The following is a 256-nucleotide window of genomic DNA, read 5'->3' as shown; positions in this document are numbered from 1 at the left end:
GGTCTACACGCTCGTCCCGTTCATGGTGCTGCCGATTTACGTATCGCTGGAGCAGATGGACCGCAGAAAGCTGGAGGCAGCAGCAGATCTTGGGGCGACACCGTGGAAGGCTTTCTGGCACATCACGCTGCCGATGACCAAGACAGGCGTCGTGACAGGCTCCATTCTGGTATTTGTCTCGTCCATCGGGATGTTCGTCGTTCCTGATGTGATGGGGGGAGCAAAGTCCGCACTGATTGGCAACGTGATTCAGAAC

1 protein-coding gene is annotated in these 256 nt (G+C 56.6%); it reads left to right on the top strand.

What is annotated here, in order from left to right; translation table 11 throughout:
• On the top strand, window positions 1–256 hold a 256-nt coding region (locus tag VJI93_RS09050; protein ID WP_324009366.1), incomplete at both ends, for an ABC transporter permease.

Origin of the sequence: Parvimonas sp. M20, assembly GCF_035282425.1 — a bacterium.
Taxonomy (GTDB): domain Bacteria; phylum Bacillota; class Clostridia; order Tissierellales; family Peptoniphilaceae; genus Parvimonas.
This window is presented reverse-complemented; position numbering and strand designations above follow the sequence as displayed.